General features: G+C 68.6%; 19 protein-coding genes. 16 read left to right on the forward strand and 3 right to left on the reverse strand.

Features of this window, described 5'->3' with window-relative positions; genetic code table 11:
• Positions 1 to 20 precede the first annotated feature (20 nt).
• Positions 21 to 1,322, forward strand: a complete 1,302-nt coding sequence (gltA, locus tag WS92_RS05730; RefSeq protein ID WP_009915680.1) for a citrate synthase — start codon at positions 21 to 23, stop codon at positions 1,320 to 1,322.
• A gap of 97 nt (positions 1,323 to 1,419) precedes the next feature.
• On the opposite strand, the gene WS92_RS05735 is transcribed toward gltA, so the two are convergent.
• Positions 1,420 to 2,388, reverse strand: coding sequence for a helix-turn-helix domain-containing protein (locus WS92_RS05735; protein WP_059931931.1), 969 nt, complete (start codon positions 2,386 to 2,388; stop codon positions 1,420 to 1,422).
• A 75-nt stretch (positions 2,389 to 2,463) separates the two neighbouring features.
• On the opposite strand from WS92_RS05735, the gene WS92_RS05740 reads away from it, so the two are divergent.
• The gene (locus tag WS92_RS05740) at positions 2,464 to 2,853 is read left to right on the forward strand and encodes a VOC family protein (RefSeq protein WP_015602997.1); all 390 of its coding nucleotides are present in this window, start codon (positions 2,464 to 2,466) and stop codon (positions 2,851 to 2,853) included.
• Between the two features lie 233 nt (positions 2,854 to 3,086).
• Positions 3,087 to 4,331, forward strand: coding sequence for a DUF1479 domain-containing protein (locus WS92_RS05745; RefSeq protein WP_009915676.1), 1,245 nt, complete (start codon positions 3,087 to 3,089; stop codon positions 4,329 to 4,331).
• A 90-nt stretch (positions 4,332 to 4,421) separates the two neighbouring features.
• On the opposite strand, the gene mdeB is transcribed toward WS92_RS05745, so the two are convergent.
• Positions 4,422 to 7,154: an alpha-ketoglutarate dehydrogenase gene (gene mdeB, locus WS92_RS05750; RefSeq protein WP_015603271.1), complete on the reverse strand. Its 2,733-nt coding sequence runs from the start codon at positions 7,152 to 7,154 to the stop codon at positions 4,422 to 4,424.
• A gap of 173 nt (positions 7,155 to 7,327) precedes the next feature.
• On the opposite strand from mdeB, the gene WS92_RS05755 reads away from it, so the two are divergent.
• From WS92_RS05755 to leuB, 5 genes are all read left to right on the forward strand, one after another.
• Complete coding sequence (locus tag WS92_RS05755) at positions 7,328 to 7,855, forward strand: Lrp/AsnC family transcriptional regulator (protein ID WP_006028615.1); 528 nt, start codon at positions 7,328 to 7,330, stop codon at positions 7,853 to 7,855.
• A 197-nt stretch (positions 7,856 to 8,052) separates the two neighbouring features.
• On the forward strand, positions 8,053 to 9,462 hold the full coding sequence (gene leuC / locus WS92_RS05760; protein WP_059931933.1) for a 3-isopropylmalate dehydratase large subunit: 1,410 nt from the start codon (positions 8,053 to 8,055) through the stop codon (positions 9,460 to 9,462).
• Between the two features lie 2 nt (positions 9,463 to 9,464).
• Positions 9,465 to 9,608, forward strand: a complete 144-nt coding sequence (locus tag WS92_RS05765; RefSeq protein ID WP_009915673.1) for an entericidin A/B family lipoprotein — start codon at positions 9,465 to 9,467, stop codon at positions 9,606 to 9,608.
• Between the two features lie 77 nt (positions 9,609 to 9,685).
• Entirely contained in the window at positions 9,686 to 10,336 is a 651-nt protein-coding gene (gene leuD, locus WS92_RS05770; RefSeq protein WP_006028617.1) for a 3-isopropylmalate dehydratase small subunit, read from the forward strand.
• A gap of 96 nt (positions 10,337 to 10,432) precedes the next feature.
• Positions 10,433 to 11,500: a 3-isopropylmalate dehydrogenase gene (gene leuB, locus WS92_RS05775; RefSeq protein ID WP_015603699.1), complete on the forward strand. Its 1,068-nt coding sequence runs from the start codon at positions 10,433 to 10,435 to the stop codon at positions 11,498 to 11,500.
• Positions 11,501 to 11,681: 181 nt separating this feature from the next.
• Here leuB and WS92_RS05780 read toward each other — a convergent pair whose 3' ends face one another.
• Positions 11,682 to 11,843 (reverse strand): hypothetical protein, encoded by a 162-nt coding sequence (locus WS92_RS05780; RefSeq protein WP_009915671.1) that lies wholly within the window; start codon positions 11,841 to 11,843, stop codon positions 11,682 to 11,684.
• Here WS92_RS05780 and asd point away from each other — a divergent pair.
• The 8 genes from asd (at position 11,842) to accD (ending at position 21,006) form a co-directional block, all read left to right on the forward strand.
• A complete protein-coding gene (gene asd / locus WS92_RS05785) occupies positions 11,842 to 12,963 on the forward strand; it encodes an aspartate-semialdehyde dehydrogenase (RefSeq protein WP_059931935.1) in 1,122 nt (373 codons plus the stop codon). The two genes, WS92_RS05780 and asd, sit on opposite strands and share 2 nt — an antisense overlap.
• A 135-nt stretch (positions 12,964 to 13,098) precedes the next feature.
• Complete coding sequence (locus tag WS92_RS05790; RefSeq protein WP_059931937.1) at positions 13,099 to 15,489, forward strand: FimV/HubP family polar landmark protein; 2,391 nt, start codon at positions 13,099 to 13,101, stop codon at positions 15,487 to 15,489.
• Positions 15,489 to 16,301, forward strand: a complete 813-nt coding sequence (gene truA / locus WS92_RS05795; RefSeq protein WP_059931939.1) for a tRNA pseudouridine(38-40) synthase TruA — start codon at positions 15,489 to 15,491, stop codon at positions 16,299 to 16,301. The genes WS92_RS05790 and truA overlap by 1 nt, the downstream gene beginning before the upstream one ends.
• On the forward strand, positions 16,298 to 17,059 hold the full coding sequence (locus tag WS92_RS05800; RefSeq protein WP_015602534.1) for a phosphoribosylanthranilate isomerase: 762 nt from the start codon (positions 16,298 to 16,300) through the stop codon (positions 17,057 to 17,059). Before truA ends, WS92_RS05800 begins: the two co-directional genes overlap by 4 nt.
• Before the next feature lie 70 nt (positions 17,060 to 17,129).
• Positions 17,130 to 18,323, forward strand: coding sequence for a tryptophan synthase subunit beta (gene trpB, locus WS92_RS05805; RefSeq protein ID WP_059931941.1), 1,194 nt, complete (start codon positions 17,130 to 17,132; stop codon positions 18,321 to 18,323).
• Positions 18,324 to 18,333: 10 nt separating this feature from the next.
• Positions 18,334 to 19,194, forward strand: a complete 861-nt coding sequence (locus tag WS92_RS05810; RefSeq protein ID WP_059931943.1) for a DNA-methyltransferase — start codon at positions 18,334 to 18,336, stop codon at positions 19,192 to 19,194.
• Positions 19,195 to 19,236: 42 nt separating this feature from the next.
• On the forward strand, positions 19,237 to 20,052 hold the full coding sequence (trpA, locus tag WS92_RS05815; protein WP_015603360.1) for a tryptophan synthase subunit alpha: 816 nt from the start codon (positions 19,237 to 19,239) through the stop codon (positions 20,050 to 20,052).
• A gap of 81 nt (positions 20,053 to 20,133) precedes the next feature.
• Entirely contained in the window at positions 20,134 to 21,006 is an 873-nt protein-coding gene (accD, locus tag WS92_RS05820) for an acetyl-CoA carboxylase, carboxyltransferase subunit beta (RefSeq protein ID WP_006028626.1), read from the forward strand.
• The last annotated feature ends 83 nt before the right edge of the window (positions 21,007 to 21,089 follow it).

Raw genomic sequence — 21,089 nt, forward strand, 5'->3', positions numbered from 1 at the left:
TTTTCGATTGAGGATGTGTCATGACCCCGTCTGATGTTAAAGCCACGCTATCGTTCAGCGATAACTCGCCGAGCGTAGAACTGCCGATCTACAAGGGTACGATGGGCCCCGACGTGATCGATATCCGCAAGCTGTATGGCCAGACCGGCAAGTTCACTTACGACCCGGGTTTCATGTCGACGGCAGCTTGCAATTCGGCGATCACGTACATCGACGGCGACAAGGGCGAACTGCTGTACCGCGGCTACCCGATCGACAATCTCGCTCAAAACGCGGACTTCCTCGAATCCTGCTATCTGCTGCTGAAGGGCGAGCTGCCGAACGCGGCGCAGAAGAAGGAGTTCGTCGCCACCGTCACGAAGCACACGATGGTGCACGAGCAGATGCAGTTCTTCTTCCGCGGCTTTCGCCGTGACGCGCACCCGATGGCGATTCTCGTCGCCGCGGTCGGCGCGCTGTCCGCGTTCTACCACGACTCGCTCGACATCAACGATCCGCGTCACCGCGAAGTGTCGGCGATCCGCATGATCGCGAAGCTGCCGACGCTCGTCGCGATGGCATACAAGTACAGCATCGGCCAGCCGTTCGTGTATCCGCGCAACGATCTGTCGTACAGCGCGAACTTCATGCGCATGATGTTCGCGAACCCGTGCGAGGAATACCAGGTCAACGACGTGCTCGTCCGCGCGCTCGACCGCATCCTGATCCTGCACGCCGATCACGAGCAGAACGCGTCGACGTCGACGGTCCGTCTCGCCGGCTCGTCCGGTGCGAACCCGTTCGCGTGCATCGCGGCCGGCATCGCGTGTCTGTGGGGCCCGGCGCACGGCGGTGCGAACGAAGCCGCGCTGAACATGCTCGAGCAGATCGGCACGCCGGAAAACATTCCCGAGTTCATCAAGCAGGTGAAGGACAAGAACTCGGGCGTGAAGCTGATGGGCTTCGGCCACCGCGTGTACAAGAACTACGATCCGCGCGCGAAGCTGATGCGCGAAACGTGCTACGAAGTGCTCAACGAGCTGGGCCTGCACGACGATCCGCTGTTCAAGCTCGCGATGCAGCTCGAGAAGATCGCGCTCGAAGACGAATACTTCGTGTCGCGCAAGCTGTATCCGAACGTCGATTTCTACTCGGGCATCGTCCAGCGCGCGCTCGGCATCCCGACGTCGATGTTCACGTGCATCTTCGCGATGGCGCGCACGGTCGGCTGGATCGCGCAGTGGAACGAGATGATCGCCGATCCCGAGCAGAAGATCGGCCGTCCGCGGCAGCTCTTCATCGGCGAAACGCCGCGCACGGCGAAGCCGATCGATCAGCGCTGATCGACGGCGCGCGTCGCGTGCGGGCGGGTTGCCGCGCGCAATGTGCGCAACGTGCAATGAAACACCCCGACGGGTCGCCCGTCGGGGTGTTTCTTTTTCAGCGGCCGGTTTTGCCGGTGCGCGGCGGGCCGTGGTCGAGCGAAGGCGGGCGCGCGTCGATGCTGGCTGCATTCGCCGGCGCGTCATCGGGCGCGCGGCCGTGCTCGGCGAGGAGTCGACGGTACGCGCGCGGCGTCATCCGGCGCGCGGCGAGGAACTGACGATTGAAATTCGCGAGGTTCCCGTAGCCGGAGCGCGTCGCGACGAGCGACACGGGCCAGTCGGTCGACGCGAGCAGCCGCGCCGCGTGCGCGAGCCGCAGCCGCTGCAGGTAGCGCCCGATGCTCTCGCCGACGTGTTGCGCGAAGCGCCGCTGCAGCGAGCGCTCGGACAGGTGCGCGAGCGTCGCGAGCTCGGCGACGCGCAGCGGCTCGTGAAAGCGGCGGTCGAGCAGATCGAGCACGCGATCGAGCCGCGCGGCCTCGGGCGCGAGCGCTGCGCCCGAGGCCGCGCGGTAGGCGGCGGCCGTCGCGAGCGGCGCCGCGGGCGCGTCGGCGAGGAACGCGAGCACGTCGAGCGCGGCCGCGAGCCGCACGCGCGGCGCACGATCGACGAGCGCGGGCAGCCGTGCGCGCATGCCGGCGGCGGCGTTTGGCGCGAACGCGAGCCCGGGCGCGGCCCGGCGCAGCAGCGTGCGCAGGCCGGCGAATTCCGGGCAGCAGTCGGCGACGCGTTGCGCCCAGTCGCCGTCGAACCACAGGACGAGCGCGACGAGCGGCTCGTCAGGATCGAGGCGCTCGTCCGACGCCCACGTATGCGGCAGGTTCGGCGGCACGAGCACGAGATCGTCGCCCGCGTAATCGGCGACGTGATCGCCGACGAAGCGCTTGCCGCGGCTATTGAGCGTGAGCGTCAGCTCGTATTCCGGGTGGTGGTGCCATTCGAACGGAATTCGCGCGAGCCGGCGCCGATAGACGCGCACCGAGCAGCCGTCGGGAATCGCGACTCGCTCGTAGCGCGGCTTCATGTCCGCCTCCGTTCGCTCGCGCGCGGCGCGCGCGTGGCATCATCGTCGGGTTTCGACGACACAGGAGGCACGCAAATGTTTTCACATGTCTGCATGGGCGTAACCGACGTGGAACGCGCTTTCGCGTTCTACGCGCCGTTGATGGAAGCGTTGCAGCTCGACCTCAAGTTTCGCGATCCGCACGGCTGGACGGGCTGGAAGCCGGCCGATGCGGCGCGGCCGCTGTTCCTGATCGGCCGGCCGTTCGATGGCGCGCCGCACGCGCCCGGCAACGGCCAGATGACCGCGTTCCTCGCGGCGAACCGCGCAACCGTCGATCGCGTGTACGCGCTCGCGCTGCGGGCGGGCGGCACGAGCGAAGGCGCGCCGGGCTTGCGGCTGCATTACCACCCGAACTACTACGGCGCGTATTTTCGCGATCCTGACGGCAACAAGCTGTGCGTATGCTGCCACGAGCCGGCGTAGCTGTGCGCGTCGCCGCGCTGAGGCGGGTGCGCGCGCCGGCGTTCGGACAGCCCCGTCGACGATCGCCCTGGATTCGGGGCGAGCGGGCAGGCTGTCGGTCCCGGCCGGACGCTTGGCGTCATCGTATCGATAGTTGGCGGGATGGCATCGCTTCGGACGGTTCGGGCGATCTACGCTGAATGCCCGCGTTGCATTGCGCGGCGCCCATTCAGATCAGATCCAGGAGACATCCGATGCCGTTACATATCGACGACCTGCCGGCGGCGATCCGCACGACGAAAGCCACGCTGCGCGCCGCATTGCCGAACCGCACGCAGGTGTTTCGCGAGCTGGAAGGCGAGATTGCGCGGCAGGCCGACGCGATCCTTACCGATCGCGCCCAGGGCCGCGATACCGTCCCCGTGCTGCATTTCGCCGACGTTGCCGCGAACCGCGTCGATCCGGCGTCGCTCGCCGCGCTCAAGACGCGCGGCGCGTGCGTGATCCGCGGCGTGTTCGACGCGCGGCAGGCGAGCGACTGGAACGACGAGATCGCCGTGTACGTCGAGTCGAACCGGCTCGACGACAAGCTCGCGCATCGCGCCGAGGACCGCTATTTCGGCGCGCTCGCGTCGAGCAAGCCGCAGATCTACGGCGTCTACTGGTCGAAGCCGCAGATCGCCGCGCGCCAGTCGCCCGCGCTCACGCAGGCGCGCGTGTTCTTGAACCGACTGTGGCGCGCGCAAGGCGAAGGGCGGGCGCACTTCGATCCGGCGCGTGTGCCGGCCTATGCAGACCGCATCCGCCGGCGGCCGCCGGGTTCGTCGTCGCTCGGCCTGTCGCCGCACGTCGACGGCGGCTCCGTCGAGCGCTGGCTCGGGCCGAACTTCCGGCGCGTGTACCGGCACGTGCTCGCGGGCGACTGGCGTGCGTACGACCCGTTCGACGCGGCGTTCCGGCCGGACGTCGAGGAGATTCCGTCGCCCGCCGTCTGCTCGATGTTCCGCACGTTCCAGGGCTGGACCGCGCTTACGCCGCAAGGGCCGGGCGACGGCACGCTGCAACTGATTCCGGTCGCGAACGCGATGGCCTACATCGTGCTGCGCGCGCTGCAGGACGACGTGCCCGACGACGACCTGTGCGGCGCGCAGCCGGGGCGCGCGCTGTCGGTGCTGCCGGCGTGGCATGCGCCGCTGCTCGCGGCGCTCGTGCCGATTCCGCCGATGGAGCCGGGCGATGCGGTGTTCTGGCATGGCGACGTCGTGCATGCGGTCGAGGATGCGCATCGCGGAACCGGTTACAGCAACGTGATGTACATCGCGTCGGCGCCGGGCTGCGTGAAGAACGACGCCTATCTGAAGCGGCAATTGCCGAGCTTCCTGCGCGGCGAGAGCCCGCCGGATTTTCCGGCCGATCACTTCGAGACGGATTTCGCCGGGCGTGCGCTGGCGGACGATCTGACCGCGCTGGGGCGGGAGCAGATGGGGTTGGGTGCGTGAAGCGCGGGCGCCGTCGGCGGGCTGCGCGATCCGTGCCTGCGCTCGCTCGCCGAAGCGCATCGAGACGCCGCACGCGCCGAATCCGCGTCGTCACAGCTCCCAGGGCGGCGTGCGCGGCGCGTCCTGCTTGCCGTACCGCGCGATCGCATCGCGCACGACCGCGCGCGCGACGACCCCATCGTCGGCGAGCGCATGCAGCGCCGCGATCGCGATCGATGCGCGATCGACCTCGAAGAACGCGCGCAGCGCCTGGCGCGTGTCGCTGCGGCCGAAGCCGTCGGTGCCGAGCGTCACGTAGCGGCGCGGCACGTACGCGCGAATCAGCTCGGGCAGCGCGCGCGCGTAGTCGGTTGCGGCGATCACGGGCCCTTGCGTCGCGGCAAGCGCCGACGCGACGTAGGACGCCGGCGCGCGCCCGCCCGCTCCGTCGGCATCGTCGGCGCCGAACAGGCGCTGCGCGCGCTCGGCCGCGATGCCGTCGCGCTGCAGCTCGGTGAAGCTCGTCACGCTCCAGACGGCCGCATCGATCCGCCAGTCGTTGCGCAGCAGGCGCGCGGCCGCCTGCACTTCGCCGAGAATCGCGCCCGAGCCGAGCAACTGCACGCGCGCGCCGGGCAGCGCGGCCGCATCGAGCGGATACATGCCCTTCAGGATGCCGTCGCGCGCCGCGTCGAGCCGGTCCGCGGGCAGCGGCGGCTGCGCGTAGTTCTCGTTCGTGACGGTCAGGTAGTAGAGCGTGTCGCGCTGCCGCTCGACCATCTCGCGCATCCCTTCGTCGACGATCACCGCGACCTCGTACGCGAACGCCGGGTCCCACGCGCGGCAGTTCGGCACCGTCGACGCCGCGAGATGGCTCGTGCCGTCCTGGTGCTGGAGCCCTTCGCCGCCGAGCGTCGTCTTGCCCGACGTCGCGCCGATCAGGAAGCCGCGCGCGCGCTGGTCGGCCGCGGCCCAGATCAGATCGCCGATCCGCTGGAAGCCGAACATCGAGTAGTAGATGTAGAACGGCAGCATCGGCAGGTCGTGCACGCTGTACGACGTCGCCGCCGCGATCCACGACGACATCGCGCCCGCTTCCGAGATCCCTTCCTCGAGGATCTGCCCGCGCGTGTCCTCGCGATAGTAGAGCATCGAGCCGAGGTCTTCGGGCTCGTAGCGCTGGCCGAGCGGCGAATAGATGCCGACTTGCCGGAACAGGTTCGCCATCCCGAACGTGCGCGCCTCGTCGGCGACGACGGGCACGATGCGCGGCCCGAGCGTCGCGTCCTTCAGCAGGCCGCCGAGCATCCGCACGATCGCCATCGTCGTCGACATCTCGCGGCCGCCGTCGAGCGCGAATTGCCCCCAGGAAGGCAGCGACGGCACGGTCAATGCCGTCGTCGCCGCGGTCCGCCTTCTGGGCAGACAGCCTCCCAGGGCAGCCCGGCGCGCATGCAGGTATCGCATCTCCGGGCTGTCTTCCGCGGGCTTGCAGAAACGCAGTTGCGCGACGTCTTCGTCCGTGAGCGGCAGCCGGAAACGGTCGCGGAACGCGAGCAGGTGCTCGACGTCGAGCTTCTTCTGCTGATGGGTCGTCATCCGGCCCTGGCCGGTCGCGCCCATGCCGAAGCCTTTCATCGTCTTCGCGAGAATCACCGTCGGCCGGCCCTCGTGCCGGACGGCGCGGTCATACGCGGCGTACAGCTTGCGCGCGTCGTGGCCGCCGCGGCGCAGCCGGTCGATATCCTCGTCGCGCAGATGCGCGACGAGCGCCGCGAGCGCGTCGTCCTGGCCGAAGAAGCGCGCGCGGTTGTACGCGCCGTCGTTCGCCGAAAACGTCTGGAACTGGCCGTCGACCGTCTGCGCGAACGCGCGCGCGAGCGCGCCCGTCGCGTCGCGCGCGAAGAGGGCATCCCAGTCCGAGCCCCACAGCACCTTGATCACGTTCCAGCCGGCGCCCGCGAACTGCGATTCGAGCTCGTCGACGATGCGGCCGTTGCCGCGCACCGGGCCGTCGAGGCGCTGCAGGTTGCAGTTGATCACGAACACGAGATTGTCGAGCCCCTCGCGCGCGGCGAGCGACAGCGCGCCGATCGATTCGGGCTCGTCCATCTCGCCGTCGCCGAAGAAGCCCCACACCTTGCGGCCGTCGGTGCGCAGCAGGCCGCGGTTCTGCAGGTAGCGCATGAAGCGCGCCTGGTAGATCGCGTTGATCGGCCCGATGCCCATCGAGCCCGTCGGGAACTGCCAGAAATCGGGCATCAGCCACGGGTGCGGGTACGAGCAGAGGCCCGGCCCGGCGATCTCGCGCCGGTAGTGCTCGAGCTGCGCGTCGCTCAGGAAGCCTTCGAGGTACGCGCGCGCGTAGACGCCCGGCGACGAATGCGGCTGGAAATAGACGAGATCGCCGCCCGACGCGTCGCCCGCCGCGCGGAAGAAGTGGTTGAAGCCGACCTCGAACAGATCGGCGGCCGACGCGTAGCTCGCGATGTGGCCGCCGAGCTCGCCATACGCGCGGTTCGCGCGGACCACCATCGCGAGCGCGTTCCAGCGCAGCACCGCCGCGAGGCGCTCCTCGAGCTGCGGGTCGCCCGGATACGGCGGCTCTTCGTCGACGGGGATCGTGTTCACGTACGGCGTCGCGCTCGCGTGCGGCGGCGCGAGCCGGCGGCGCGCCGCGTGCTCGGCGAGCCGCGCGAGCAGATACTGCGCGCGCTCCGCGCCCGCGTGCGCGACAACGCCGTCGAGCGCGTCCAGCCATTCGGCGGTTTCCTGCGGATCGGTGTCGTCGTGGCGGCGCGCGGTCGCGAGGACCGGGCGGATTCCGTTCGATAAATCGTTCATGCGCGGCTCCGGGCGGGCGGGTTCGAGGTGGCGACAGCGGGTGGAGACAGCAGCGGCAACAGTCATCAAGGTTATCCATCGAGCCGCAGAATGTGCATCTCTTTTGCGTGGGATTTGGGGTCCGTGTAACGTATAAATTCCTGAAAAATCGCCGTTTTCGGAATATTTGCACGATGAGCGCACCTTCTCGCCGGCTGGACCGGATCGACATCGGCATCCTGAACCAACTGCAGCAGAACGCGCGGATCACGAACGCCGAGCTCGCGCGCGCGGTGAACCTGTCGCCGACGCCGTGCTTCAACCGCGTCCGTGCGCTCGAGAAGCTCGGGCTCATCAAGCAGCAGGTGACGCTGCTGAATCCGGAGCCGCTCGGGCTGCGGATCAACGTGTTCATTCAGGTGAGCCTCGAGAAGCAGGCGGAGGATGCGCTGCGCCGCTTCGAGGAGGCGATCGACAAGCGCCCCGAGGTGATGGAGTGCTATCTGATGTCGGGCGACGCCGATTACCTGCTGCGCGTCGTCGTGCCGAGCATGAAGAGCCTCGAACGCTTCATCCTCGATCAACTGACGACGATTCCGGGCGTGTCGAACATCCGCTCGAGCTTCGCGCTGAAGCAGGTCCGCTACCGGACCGCGCTGCCGCTGCCGGCGGACGGGCTCACGCTCGCCGACGGCGACGACGAGCCGCAGGAATGGGTGTGAGCGCGGCGTTCGCGGTTTTGCCGGCGCGAACGCGTCCGGAGGTAGCCGGGTAATTCTGATACCCGTATCGGATGTACCATTCAACTCACTGTTTTTTATGGGTTTTTTCGTTTTCCTGGTACAAGAGTGCGCGCTTCGCGTGGCATAATCGACCGCATCCGAACGCTTGTTCGCCGTTACAACGACCCCGCATACCCATGGCACAGACGCTCTACGACAAATTGTGGAATTCGCACGTCGTCCACACCGAAGAGGACGGCACCGCATTGCTCTATATCGATCGCCAACTGCTGCACGAAGTCACGAGCCCGCAGGCGTTTGAAGGGCTGAAGCTCGCGCAGCGCCCGGTGTGGCGGATCAGCGCGAACCTCGCGGTGTCCGACCACAACGTGCCGACCACCGACCGCAGCCACGGCATCGCCGATCCGGTGTCGAAGCTGCAGGTCGACACGCTCGACGCGAACTGCGACGCATACGGCATCACGCAATTCAAGATGAACGACGTGCGCCAGGGCATCGTCCACATCATCGGCCCCGAGCAGGGCGCGACGCTGCCCGGCATGACGATCGTGTGCGGCGATTCGCACACGTCGACGCACGGCGCGTTCGGCGCGCTCGCGCACGGCATCGGCACGTCGGAAGTCGAGCACGTGCTCGCGACGCAGACTCTGCTGCAGAAGAAGAGCAAGAACATGCTCGTGAAGGTCGAGGGCCAACTGCCGCGCGGCTGCACCGCGAAGGACATCGTGCTCGCGATCATCGGCAGGATCGGCACCGCGGGCGGCACCGGCTACGCGATCGAATTCGGCGGCTCGACGATCCGCGCGCTGACGATGGAGGGCCGGATGACGGTCTGCAACATGGCGATCGAGGCGGGCGCGCGCGCCGGCATGGTCGCCGTCGACGACACGACGGTCGACTACCTGAAGGGCCGTCCGTTCGTGCCGACGGGCGCGGAGTGGAATCAGGCGGTCGAGTACTGGAAGACGTTCAGGTCCGACGAAGGCGCGCAGTTCGACCGCGTCGTCGAGCTGAACGCGGCCGAGATCGTCCCGCAGGTCACGTGGGGCACGTCGCCGGAGATGGTCACGTCGATCGACGGCCGCGTGCCCGATCCCGAGCGCGAGAAGGACCCGGTCAAGCGCGACGCGATGGAGCGCGCGCTCGCGTACATGGCGCTCGCGCCGAACACGCCGATCGAGGCGATCAAGGTCGACAAGATCTTCATCGGCTCGTGCACGAACGCGCGCATCGAGGACATCCGCGCGGCCGCGTATGTCGTGAAGAAACTCAATCGCCGCGTCGCGCCGAACGTGCGGCTCGCGATGGTCGTGCCGGGCTCGGGCCTCGTGAAGGCGCAGGCCGAGCGCGAAGGGCTCGACAAGGTGTTCACCGAAGCCGGCTTCGAATGGCGCGAGCCGGGCTGCTCGATGTGCCTCGCGATGAACGCCGACCGGCTCGAGCCGGGCGAGCGCTGCGCGTCGACGTCGAACCGCAACTTCGAGGGGCGTCAGGGCCAGGGCGGCCGCACGCATCTCGTCAGCCCGGCGATGGCCGCGGCGGCGGCGATCGAAGGCCACTTCGTCGACATTCGCCAGTTGGGGTGAGCATGGACGCAGCGGTTTTCCGGCGCATTGCCGCCGTGTTCGCGCTGGCGGGCTTCGTGTTCGGCCTCGCCGGCTGCAACACGGTCGCGGGCGTGGGCGAGGACATCAACGCCGCCGGCCGCGCGATCAAGCGCGCGGCGGACTGACGGCGCGCGCGAGCGCGCCGATTCGGGATTCGATTTCGCCGGCACTCGCGGCCGGCCTCCAATCTGGTTGACGGATCATGGAAAAATTCAATGTGCATACCGGCGTCGTGGCGCCGCTCGATCGCGAGAACGTCGATACCGACGCGATCATTCCGAAGCAGTTCCTGAAGTCGATCAAGCGCACGGGCTTCGGCCCGAACGCGTTCGACGAGTGGCGCTATCTCGATCATGGCGAGCCCGGCCAGGACAACTCGAAGCGTCCGCTGAACCCGGACTTCGTGCTGAACCAGCCGCGCTACCAGGGCGCGTCGATCCTGCTCGCGCGCAAGAACTTCGGCTGCGGCAGCTCGCGCGAGCATGCGCCGTGGGCGTTGCAGCAGTACGGCTTCCGCGCGATCGTCGCGCCGAGCTTCGCCGACATCTTCTTCAACAACTGCTACAAGAACGGGCTCTTGCCGATCGCGCTGACCGAGCAGCAGGTCGATCACCTGTTCAACGAGACGGTCGCGTTCAACGGCTACCAACTGACGGTCGATCTCGACGCGCAGGTCGTGCGCGCGCCGGACGGCCGCGAATATCCGTTCGAGATCACCGCGTTCCGCAAGTACTGCCTGCTGAACGGCTTCGACGACATCGGCCTCACGCTGCGCCACGCGGACAAGATCCGCCAGTTCGAGGTGGAGCGGCTCGCGAAGCAGCCGTGGCTCGACAACCGGCTGATCGGCTGACCGACGTCCTGCGTTTCTCGCGCGAGCGCGCGGGCCGTGCATCGCGGCGCGCTCGCGTCGCCCGAATCCCACCATTCATCTAGTCAGGAATTTCGCATGAAGATTGCAGTGCTGCCCGGCGACGGCATCGGTCCGGAAATCGTCAACGAAGCGGTGAAGGTGCTGAACGCGCTCGACGAGACGTTCGAACTGGAAGAAGCGCCCGTCGGCGGCGCGGGCTACGAGGCGAGCGGCCATCCGCTGCCCGACGCGACGCTCAAGCTCGCGAAGGAAGCGGACGCGATCCTGTTCGGCTCGGTCGGCGACTGGAAGTACGATTCGCTCGAGCGCGCGCTGCGGCCCGAGCAGGCGATCCTCGGCCTGCGCAAGCACCTCGGGCTGTTCGCGAACTTCCGCCCGGCGATTTGCTACCCGCAGCTCGTCGATGCGTCGCCGCTGAAGCCCGAGCTCGTCGCGGGCCTCGACATCCTGATCGTGCGCGAGCTGAACGGCGACATCTATTTCGGCCAGCCGCGCGGCGTGCGCGCCGCGCCGGACGGCCCGTTCGCGGGCGAGCGCGAAGGCTTCGACACGATGCGCTACTCGGAGCCGGAAGTGCGCCGCATCGCCCATGTCGCGTTCCAGGCGGCGCGCAAACGCGCGAAGAAGCTGCTGTCGGTCGACAAGTCGAACGTGCTCGAGACGTCGCAGTTCTGGCGCGACGTGATGATCGACGTGTCGAAGGAATACGCGGACGTCGAGCTGTCGCACATGTACGTCGACAACGCGGCGATGCAGCTCGCGAAGGCGCCGAAGCAGTTCGACGTGATCGTGACGGGCAACATGTTCGGCGACATTCTGTCCGACGAGGCGTCGATGCTGACGGGCTCGATCGGCATGCTGCCGTCCGCGTCGCTCGACAGGAACAACAAGGGCCTGTACGAGCCGTCGCACGGCTCCGCGCCGGACATCGCGGGCAAGGGCGTCGCGAACCCGCTCGCGACGATCCTGTCGGCCGCGATGCTGCTGCGCTACTCGCTGAACCGCGCGGAGCAGGCGGACCGGATCGAGCGCGCGGTCAGGACGGTGCTCGAGGCGGGCTACCGGACGTCCGACATCGCGACGCCGGGCTGCAACAAGGTCGGCACGACGGCGATGGGCGACGCGGTGGTCGCGGCGCTGTAAGCGCCGCTAGCCCGGCAAGCGGGCCGCGCGCCTGAGCGCGGCTCGCCGCCGCAAGGCGGCGCGGCGGCTGCGAAAACGGGGTCCGTCCGGCTTTTCCGGCCGTTGTGCGGCCCCTCAGGTTTGTGTAGACTCGAACGATGGCGACTTCCCTGATCTCCCCGGTCTCGAAACTCCACGGCAATCAAGCCCGTGCGGGTGCGCGCGCCATCGTCATCGGCAAAATCACCATCATCACGAAAACGATCACGAAAATCTGATCGTCGTCCGTCGTGCCCGCCTGTTTCCCCGCGCGGTCGCGCCGGGGACGGAAAAGGCGGGGAAGCTCCAGCAAAGGGTTACTCATGAACGTAGGTCTCGTAGGTTGGCGCGGCATGGTCGGCAGCGTGCTGATGCAGCGCATGCAGGAAGAAGGCGATTTCGATCTGATCGAGCCGGTGTTTTTCAGCACCAGCAACGCGGGCGGCAAGGCGCCGTCGTTCGCGAAAAACGAGACCACGCTCAAGGATGCGACGAGCATCGACGACCTGAAGAAGTGCGACGCGATCATCACGTGCCAGGGCGGCGATTACACGAACGACGTCTTCCCGAAGCTGCGCGCGGCCGGCTGGAACGGCTACTGGATCGACGCGGCTTCGGCGCTGCGGATGAACGGCGACGCGGTGATCGTTCTCGATCCCGTGAACCTGAACGTGATCAAGGACGCGCTCGTCAAGGGCACGAAGAACTTCATCGGCGGCAATTGCACGGTCAGTCTGATGCTGATGGCGCTCGGCGGCCTGTTCCGCGAGAACCTCGTCGACTGGATGACGGCGATGACGTACCAGGCCGCGTCGGGCGCGGGCGCGCAGAACATGCGCGAGCTGCTCGCGCAGATGGGCGCGCTGAACGGCGCGGTGGCGGCGCAGCTCGCCGATCCGGCGTCGGCGATCCTCGACATCGACCGCCGCGTGCTCGCCGCGATGAACGGCGACGCGATGCCGACCAGCCAGTTCGGCGTGCCGCTCGCGGGCTCGCTGATTCCGTGGATCGACAAGGATCTCGGCAACGGGATGTCGCGGGAAGAATGGAAGGGCGGCGCGGAAACCAACAAGATCCTCGGCAAGCCGGCGATGGGCGAGCCGGGCTCGATTCCGGTCGATGGCCTGTGCGTGCGGATCGGCGCGATGCGCTGCCACTCGCAGGCGCTCACGATCAAGCTCACGAAGGACGTGCCGCTCGACGAGATCAACGGCATCCTCGCATCGGCGAACGACTGGGTGAAGGTCGTGCCGAACGAGCGCGACGCGTCGATGCGCGATCTGTCGCCGGCGAAGGTGACGGGCACGCTGTCGGTGCCGGTCGGCCGCCTGCGCAAGCTCGCAATGGGTGGCGAATACCTGTCGGCATTTACCGTCGGCGATCAATTGTTGTGGGGCGCGGCCGAGCCGCTGCGCCGGATGCTGCGCATTCTGCTCGACAAGTAAAGTAAACTACGCGATTACGACGCGTACACAACCCGAAAGCGTCGCGTTTCACGCGACGCTTTTTTTATTTGCGGTCCGATTTTGTCTCAATCCAAACGCGAACTCAGGCCGCGTCATGCCGCGGCAACCAAGCCGATGACGCTTCGATTCCTTTCTTCGACGACGATCTCCGATGGCCTGCCGTCCGCGCGGCGCGCAGTCGCGGTCGCCGTTCTCGCGCTGGCCGGCGCGAGCGCCGCCTACGCGGCTCCGGATGCGGCGAGTGCCGCGGCGGCCGACCAGGCCGCGCCGCTCACGATCACCGTGCGGCCGGGGCAGTCGCTCAACGACATTGCCGTTGCCGTCACGCAATCGCACGATCCCGGCGTGCTGGCGCGCGCGGGCCGCGCGCTCTTCGACGCGAATCCGCAGGCGTTCATGAAGCGCGATCCGAGCCGCCTGAAGATCGGCGCGCAATTGACCGTGCCGGCGCTCGACGCGACGGGCGCTGCGGCCGGCACGGCTGCAAGCGGCGCGGCGGCGAGTGGCGCGCCGGCGGCTTCGGCGGTTTCGGCAATTGCCGGCGCGGCGTCGCATGCGGGCGCATCGGCCGCGCCGGCTGCGGCGTCGCATCCGGCAGCATCGCATGCCGCGGCGGCAAGCGGCGCGACGGCGTTCGCGGCTTCTGGCGCAGCCGGCTCGGCCTTCGGCGCGAACGGCGCGTCGGCGCCCGGCGCGGCGTCGGTGCACGCATCGTCGGCGGCCGCTCAAGTGGTGGCGTCTGCGGCTCAAGCGGCGGCGCCTGCGGCTTCGTCCGGCGTCGGCAGCGCGCACGTCTGGAGCGGCTCGATTCAGCAAGCGCCGGCCGGCGCGAACGGCGCGTCGGCGGCCGGCGCGGAGGCATTGCTCGCGCCCGGGGCCGCGAGTCATGGGCTGTCGGGTTCGGCCGCGCAGGCGGCGACGGGTGCCTCGCAGGCGCGACCGTCGAGCCTGCAGCAGTTGCTCGCACTGAAGAATCGCGTGCTGATGGAGTTGCAGAAACACGGGATCGGCAAGCCTGCCGCGACCGTCGCGCCTGCGCCGGCGCCCGCGGCGGGGAGTGCGCAGAAGCCGCAGGCGAGCGCCGCGGCCGGTACCGCGACGTCAGCGCCGACATCGGCGTCGGCGAGTGCCGAAGCCGCCGCATCCGAAGCCGCGGCCGGATCGGCGACGAGCGCCGCGTCCGCATCCACCGCGACGCCGCCCGTGAGCGCTTCGCCGCGCGCAGCAGCGCCGCAGGCGCCGTTCAACACGGGCGCCGCGATCGCGGTCGGTGCGGCGGTCGTCGCGCTGATCGCGGGCTTCGCGCTGCGCCGACGCAAGAAGGGCGCGTCCGCCGACGCGATCGAGCCGGGCGCGTTCACGCCGGCGCCCGCGCTTGATCCGGACGCGGTTGCCGCGATCGCCGGCGCGCCGGCCGGGCCGGATGCGAAGGAAGAAGACCGGCACGATAGGGACGACGAGGCCGACAGGGGCGGGCGAGGCGTGACGGCTGCCGCTGCGCAGCACGCGCCCTTGCCGAGGGGACCGGAGCCGTCGCCGGCTGCCGACGAGGACGCCGCGCCGGCTCGCGAGCCGCAGGCGCCGGCCGTCGAGCCGCTGACGCTGAAGATCCCGGGCCCGGACGAGCAGGGCGGCGCGCCGCGCGCGCCCGAATCGACCGGCGACAAGCCGTCCGGCGTTCCGCAGACGGGCGCGAAGCTGGCGCCGCACGCATGGCGACAGACGTTTCCGAGCGACGCGATCGCGGCGCTCGACAGTCTCGACATGCCGTTGCCGCCGCGCGAGTCGACATCGACCGATGCGGACCAGACGGCGCAATTGCAACATGCCGAGCCGACCGATTCTCGCGGTGCGCAAAGTGCAACTAACGGCCCACCCGCCGCCCATCCGTCAATTGGCGCGGAAAATCCGCGTGGAGCGCAAACACGTAGTGATGCAACAGGGGCGTCGGACCTTGACGGGGTCGAATCGTTTGACGACGACGCCCGTGTAGCGCCGCGGCAGACGGAAGGGGACGCTGCGGGGCCTGGCGAAACCGGGCGCGACGACGGCCAGGCGCAAGCCGCGCCGCTCCCGGCCGGCGATGTGCCACAGCCGCCGCGAGCCACCGCGCCGCACGAAGCCGCGACGCCGCGCATCGAACCGCCGTCCGCGGCCCCGCGGCCGCCCGGCGCATCGTTCGCCGCGCCGGCGCCGGCCGAGCCGGGCCATGCGCCGGCCGCGCAGACGGCGAACCCGCCGCCGCTCGGCGTCGCGCAATTCGGCGCGCTGAACCTCGATTTCGACCTCGAGTTGCCGTCCGGCCCGAGCGCGTCGCTGCCGGCGTTCACGCCCGAGGCGCTCGCGAAGATCGCGCGCAACAAGCTCGAGCTCGCGTCCGAATACGTCGAGCTCGGTGACTTGGCCGGCGCGCGCACGCTGCTGCACGAAGTGATCGAAGCCGATCACGCCGACACGCGCGACGAAGCGCGCGTGATGCTCGCAAAACTCGCCGATCTGTCGTGATGAGAATCGCACTCGGCATTCAGTACGACGGCGCGGCGTTCTGCGGCTGGCAGTCGCAGCCGCACGGCAAGACCGTCCAGGACTCGCTCGAGGCGGCGCTCGCGGAATTCGCGCAGACGTCGCTGCACACGACGGTCGCCGGCCGCACCGACACCGGCGTGCACGGCCTCGGCCAGGTCGTCCATTTCGATACCGACCTCGATCGCGCGGATTTCTCGTGGGTGCGCGGCACGAACGCGTTCCTGCCGTCGACGATAGCGGTGCAGTGGGCGAAGCCGATGCCGGACACGTTCCACGCGCGCTTCGCCGCGTACGAGCGCACCTATTACTACGCGCTGTACGTGCATCCGGTGCGCTCGCCGATGCTCGCGGGGCGCACGGGCTGGGTCCACACGCCGCTCGACGTCGACGCGATGCGCAAAGCGGCCGGCCACCTCGTCGGCGAGCACGATTTCTCGGCGTTCCGCTCGTCCGAGTGCCAGGCGAAATCGCCCGTCAAGCATCTGTACCAGATCGGCATCCGCCCCGACGGCGATTTCATCCATTTCCGCTTCCGCGCGAATGCATTCCTGCACCACATGGTGCGCAACCTGATGGGCTGCCTCGTCGCGGTGGGGCGCGGCCGCTATCCGGCGTCGTGGCTCGCCGACGTGCTCGAGAGCCGCGACCGCGATTGCGCGGCGCCGACTTTCATGCCCGAAGGGCTCTATCTCGCGCACGTCGGCTATCCGGCCGAATTCGCGGTGCCGCCCGCGCAGCTCGGCAGCGTGCCGTGGAGCAGCGTGTGGGCCGATCTGGACGGACGACCATGACGACCGATACGACCCATCCGGCCCATCCGGCCCATCCGGCCGTTGCGACGACGGCCGACGCGCCTGCCGCCGGCGCACACGGCGACACGGGCGGCGACGCGCCGCCGCCGCGCACGCGGATCAAGCTCTGCGGGCTGTCGAAGGCGGGCGACGTCGACTGGGCGGCCGAACTCGGCGCCGACGCGATCGGCCTCGTGTTCTACCCGAAGAGCCCGCGTGCGGTGACGCTCGAGCAGGCGGCCGCGCTCGCCGCGCGCGTGCCGCCGTTCGTGTCGGTCGTCGGGCTGTTCGTCAATCCGACCGAGGACGAGATCGCGCGCGTCGCGAACGCAGTGCCGCTCACGCTGCTGCAATTCCACGGCGACGAGACGCCCGAACAGTGCGCATCGCTCGCCGCGGCGGCGCGGCTGCCGTGGCTGCGCGCGCTGCGCGTGGGCGTGGCGAGCCGGCCGGCCGATTTGGTAGAATCGGCACTTCACTATTCGGCAGCCCGCGGCCTGTTGTTCGACACGCTCGTCGAGCACTACGGCGGCAGCGGCAAGGTCTTCGATTGGTCACTTATCCCAGCAGAGCTCGCGCGTCGGGCCGTTTTGAGTGGTGGGTTGAACGCGCAAAACGTCGGTGACGCGATCCGTCAGGTGCGTCCGTTCGCGGTCGATGTCTCGAGCGGCATCGAAGCGCCGGGCGCGAAGGGCGTGAAGGATCGCGCCCGCATGGCGGCGTTCGTGCGCGCAGTGCGCGAAGCGGACGCCGGGTGATGCCAGTCCGCGCGGCGGGCGCCGGAATCGAGAATCCGGCGCGCCGCGCGGTCGAACCGAGAGTGACGTCATGTATAACCTTCCCGATGATCGTGGCCATTTCGGCCCATATGGCGGCGTGTTCGTCGCCGAAACGCTGATTCACGCGCTCGACGAGCTGCGTGCCGCGTACGAGAAATTCAAGAACGATCCCGATTTCGTCGCCGAGTACGACCGTGAGCTGAAGCACTTCGTCGGCCGTCCGTCGCCGATCTATCACGCGCAGCGCTGGAGCGAGACGCTCGGCGGCGCGCAGATCTACCTGAAGCGCGAAGACCTGAACCACACGGGCGCGCACAAGATCAACAACGTGATCGGCCAGGCGCTGCTCGCGAAGCGGATGGGCAAGAAGCGCGTGATCGCCGAGACGGGCGCGGGCCAGCACGGCGTCGCGACCGCGACGATCTGCGCGCGCTTCGGGATGGAGTGCGTTGTCTACATGGGCTCGGAAGACGTGCGCCGGCAGGCTGCCAACGTCTACCGGATGAAGCTGCTCGGCGCGACCGTCGTGCCCGTCGAATCCGGCTCGCGCACGCTGAAGGACGCGCTGAACGAGGCGATGCGCGACTGGGTCACGAACATCGAGAACACGTTCTACATCATCGGCACGGTGGCGGGCCCGCACCCGTACCCGATGATGGTGCGCGACTTCCAGCGCGTGATCGGCGACGAATGCAAGGTGCAGATGCCCGAGCTCGCCGGCCGGCAGCCGGATGCGGTGATCGCGTGCGTCGGCGGCGGCTCGAACGCGATGGGCATCTTCTATCCGTACATCGACGACGCGGCCGTCCGGCTGATCGGCGTCGAGGCGGCGGGCGACGGGCTCGACACCGGCCATCACGCGGCTTCGCTGATCGCGGGCAGCCCGGGCGTGCTGCACGGCAACCGCACGTATCTGCTGCAGGACGGCGACGGCCAGATCATCGAGACGCATTCGGTGTCGGCGGGCCTCGACTATCCGGGCGTGGGCCCCGAGCACGCGTGGCTGAAGGACAGCGGCCGCGCGCAGTACGTCGGCATCACCGACGACGAGGCGCTGAAGGCGTTCCACGATTGCTGCCGGATCGAGGGGATCATCCCGGCGCTCGAATCGAGCCACGCGATCGCATACGGCGTGAAGCTCGCGCCGACGCTGCCGAAGGACAAGATCCTGCTCGTCAACCTGTCGGGGCGCGGCGACAAGGACATGCACACGGTCGCCGAGCGATCGGGCCTCGTGCTCTGAACCCCGACCGATGCGCGACCTGATCGAAGAGCCGGGCGGCGGCGCCGCGAGCGACGCGGAAGCGGTTCAGCCTGCCGCCGTCGCGCCGCGCGCGCTGTCCGCCGGCATCGAATTGCACAACCGCGATTTCCTGCACGACGCCGCGAGCCTGCCGGACGCGTCGATCGACCTGATCGTCGCCGATCCGCCGTACGGGCTCGGCAAGGACTACGGCAACGACTCGGACAAGCGCTCGGGCGACGAGCATCTCGCGTGGACGCGCGAGTGGCTCCAGCTCGCGATACCGAAGCTCAAGCCCACCGGCTCGATGTACGTGTTCTGCACGTGGCAGTACGCGCCCGAGATCTTCAGCTTCCTGAAGACGAAGCTCACGATGGTCAACGAGATCATCTGGGACCGGCGCGTGCCGAGCATGGGCGGCACGACGCGCCGCTTCACGTCGGTGCACGACAACATCGGCTTTTTCGCGGTTTCGAAGGGCTATTACTTCGATCTCGATCCGGTCCGCATCCCGTACGACGCCGATACGAAGAAGGCCCGCTCGCGCAAGCTGTTCGAAGGCAGCAAGTGGCTGGAGATGGGCTACAACCCGAAGGACGTCTGGTCGGTCTCGCGCCTGCACCGGCAGCACGCGGAGCGCGTCGATCATCCGACCCAGAAGCCGCTCGAAATCATCGAGCGGATGGTGCTCGCGAGCTGCCCGCCGGGCGGCCGCGTGCTCGATCCGTTCATGGGCAGCGGCACGACCGCGGTGGCCTGCGCGCGGCAGCGGCGCGACTTCGTCGGCTACGAGATCAACGAAAGCTATTGCGCGATCGCACGCGAACGCGTCGCGTCGCTCGCGGCAATCTCGGCGCCGGCCGACGCGTGAGCAGTGCGATACGCGCGATAGCAAAACGATTTGGAAAAAGTCATGTCCCGTATTCAGAACACTTTTGCCGCACTCGCCGCCCAAGGCCGCAAGGGGCTGATCCCGTTCATCACCGCGGGCGATCCCGATCCGGCGAGGACCGTCGAACTGATGCACGCGCTCGCCGAAGGCGGCGCCGACGTGATCGAGCTCGGCGTGCCGTTCTCCGATCCGATGGCGGACGGCCCCGTGATCCAGCGCTCATCGGAGCGCGCGCTCGCGAAGGGCGTGACGCTTCACCGCGTGCTCGACGACGTGAGGCGCTTCCGCGAGCGCGACCAGAAGACGCCCGTCGTGCTGATGGGCTACGCGAATCCGATCGAGCGGATGGGCGAGGATGCGTTCGCGGCGGCCGCGCGCGACGCGGGCGTCGACGGCGTGCTCGTCGTCGACTATCCGCCCGAGGAATCGCACGATTTCGCCGCAAAGATGCGCGCGGCGGGCATCGATCCGATTTTCCTGCTCGCGCCGACCTCGACCGACGACCGGATCGCCGCCGTCGGCCAGGTGGCGAGCGGCTACGTCTACTATGTGTCGCTCAAAGGGGTGACGGGCGCCGCAAATCTGGATGTTTCCAGCATTGCGGGTAAAATCCCGGCCATCAAGTCGCGCGTGCCGCTTCCCGTCGGGGTCGGTTTCGGCATCCGCGACGCCGCGACGGCGCGCGCGGTGGCCGGGGTGGCGGATGCCGTCGTGATCGGCAGCCGCCTCGTCCAGTTGCTGGAGCAGGCCGCGCCGGAGAACGCCGCCGCCGAGCTCCAGGGGTTCGTCGCCGAGTTGCGCGCCGCGATCGACGGCGCGGCGAAGCCGGCGGCGTAAGCCGCGCGCGACACGTCAACACAAGCTGACCGCGGGCCGGGCGCGCAACGCCCGGTCCGTCACCGAACAGGAAACCATACGATGAGCTGGCTCGACAAACTGTTGCCGCCGAAGATCAAGCAGACCGATCCGAAAAGCCGCAAGGGGATTCCCGAGGGCCTGTGGGTCAAGTGCCCGTCGTGCGAAGCGGTGCTGTACCGCAACGACGTCGACGCGAATCAGCACGTGTGCCCGAAGTGCGATCACCACATGCGCATCGGCGCGCGCGAGCGCCTCGACGCGCTGCTCGATCCGGAAGGCCGCTACGAGATCGGCCAGGAGATCGTCCCGGTCGATACGCTGAAGTTCAAGGACAGCCGCAAGTATCCGGACCGTCTGAAGGAAGCGATGGACGAGACGGGCGAGACCGACGCGATGGTCGTGATGGGCGGCGCGATCCACACGCTGCCCGTCGTCGCCGCGTGCTTCGAGTTTTCGTTCATGGGCGGCTCGATGGGCTCGGTCGTCGGCGAGCGCTTCGTGCGCGGCGCGCAGAACGCGCTCGAGCAGCAGGTGCCGTTCATCTGCTTCGCCGCGTCGGGCGGCGCGCGGATGCAGGAGAGCCTGCTGTCGCTGATGCAGATGGCGAAGACCACCGCGATGCTGACGAAGCTGTCCGAGGCGAAGCTGCCGTTCATCTCGGTGCTGACCGATCCGACGATGGGCGGCGTGTCGGCGAGCTTCGCGTTCCTCGGCGACGTCGTGATCGCCGAGCCGAAGGCGCTGATCGGCTTCGCCGGCCCGCGCGTGATCGAGCAGACGGTGCGCGAGAAGCTGCCGGAAGGCTTCCAGCGCGCGGAGTTCCTGCTGCAGAAGGGCGCGATCGACATGATCGTCGACCGCCGCAAGATGCGCGACGAAATCGCGCAGTTGCTCGCGCTGTTGCAGCGCCAGCCGGCCGACGCGCTGGCTTGACGGCCGCGCGCGTGATCGCACGACCGCGCGCCGCTCGGCTTGCGCCGAGCGGCGCGTTTGTTTTTTTGGCGTATCCGTTTTGA

Source organism: Burkholderia sp. MSMB1588, from assembly GCF_001546925.1.
In the GTDB taxonomy this organism is placed as follows: domain Bacteria; phylum Pseudomonadota; class Gammaproteobacteria; order Burkholderiales; family Burkholderiaceae; genus Burkholderia; species Burkholderia humptydooensis.